This window comes from Candidatus Cryosericum odellii, from assembly GCF_003570935.1.
GTDB classification, from domain to species: domain Bacteria; phylum Caldisericota; class Caldisericia; order Cryosericales; family Cryosericaceae; genus Cryosericum; species Cryosericum odellii.
Map to the genome: position 1 here is coordinate 1 of NZ_QXIU01000008.1, position 1,506 is coordinate 1,506.

At 53.8% G+C, this 1,506-nt stretch carries 2 protein-coding genes; both read right to left on the reverse strand.

Annotated features, from left to right (window positions below):
• Positions 1-668 (reverse strand): ATP-binding cassette domain-containing protein (locus tag SMC5_RS00250; protein ID WP_165848887.1); only part of this gene is annotated, 668 nt, incomplete at its 3' end.
• Positions 669-957: 289 nt separating this feature from the next.
• A partial coding sequence (locus SMC5_RS10915; protein ID WP_207798901.1) for a DUF3798 domain-containing protein occupies positions 958-1,506 on the reverse strand: 549 nt, incomplete at its 5' end.

Genomic DNA, 1,506 nt, shown 5'->3' on the forward strand with positions numbered 1-1,506 from the left:
ATAACGATCCTGTCGCAGATGTCGAGGATCTCCTGAAGACGGTGCGTGATGAAGATAATGGCGATTCCGGTTGCGGTCAGTCTGCGGAGTGAAGTCAGAAGAACCTGTGCCTCAGACTCAGTCAGGACTGCAGTCGGCTCGTCGAGCACGAGCAGTTTCATGTTGGGGCGATGGATCTCTCGCGCGAGTTCGGTGAATTGCTTGTGGCCGACTGGCATTTCGGCAACCAGTGTGTCCGGGCTGATCTCAACGCCGAGCAGCTCAATAGACTTCTCTGCGACGGCGCGCATTTCGGGAAGGTCCAGTGTCTTCAAACGGGGTCCAAAAAGCTTCGTCACGATGTTGTCATGCAGGATTTCACCGTTAAGAAGGATATTTTCGGTGGCGGTGAACCCTGGGATCAGCGAGAACTCCTGGTGAACCATGCCAATGCCTGCTTTGAGGGCGTCGAATGGGTTCTGAAAATTGACTTCCTTGCCATCGATGTAGACCTTGCCGGCATAGCCTCCGGTCTGGGCAATGACGCTCATCCCGAAGAGAATGTTCATCAGGGTCGACTTGCCGGCACCGTTCTCTCCGACAAGGCCGAGGACCTCGCCGCGGTTCAAGTCGAGGGAGACATCGGTCAGGACCCGGTTTCCAAAGTATTCTTTGGTGATGCCCTGCATTTTCAGCAAAGGTTGTTGTTGAGTCACGCGACCACCTCCCAGAAATTGAACACTTTCGCTTACGGCTCTTCAAGAATACTGGTTAGCACACTGACAGCGAATTGCTGGAGTCCTCGAAAGCGACGTACCAAACACGCAAGCGCTGATTGCCTAACGGTGTTCGCCTCTTCTTCTCTATGGCACAACATCACACAACCGTGATCCCGATTGTCTCCCGGCATCACGATAGCAGTGTATACGTTGAAGGAAAAGCGCTGGGGCTTCTGCCCCAGCGCTTGAATGCCAGATTCTACTGAGCCTTGTAGGTGAGGTATTTCTCGGGGACTACCTGTTTAGCAGAGCCGAGGTACCCTTTGCCAAACACGTATGTGTCCTCGTAGATCAGGAAGTGATTGGTGTCCGTTTTCTTGGTGTTAAGATCTGTGTAGTTTGAGGCATTCCATGCTGCGCCAGGAGTGTATTTCTCAAAGGCAGAGAGCATATCCTGCATGTTCGCAACCTTGGCCGTGCCCTCGATGCAACGCTTGGCATATTCGCCAAGACCTGCCGTGGTTGTGTAGCCGAGAGAGAATGCCCATGTGCCAAAACGGCCGGATCCGCCGTCGGCGACAATTGTAGACTCGACCTTCTTGAGGATGGCTGGCCAATTACCCTGCTCAGCGCTGAGATCGATGCCGAAGGCTCCCGGGTAGCCCATGGTGGGCGATGGAAGGTCAGCTTCGACAAACATACCACCATATTTCATGACCTGTTTGAGCAACGGCTCTGTCTCAGCGTCATTGGTGCAGAAGAATGCTGTGTCCTTGCCATACTTCTGGACCCACGTCGGAACGTGCTC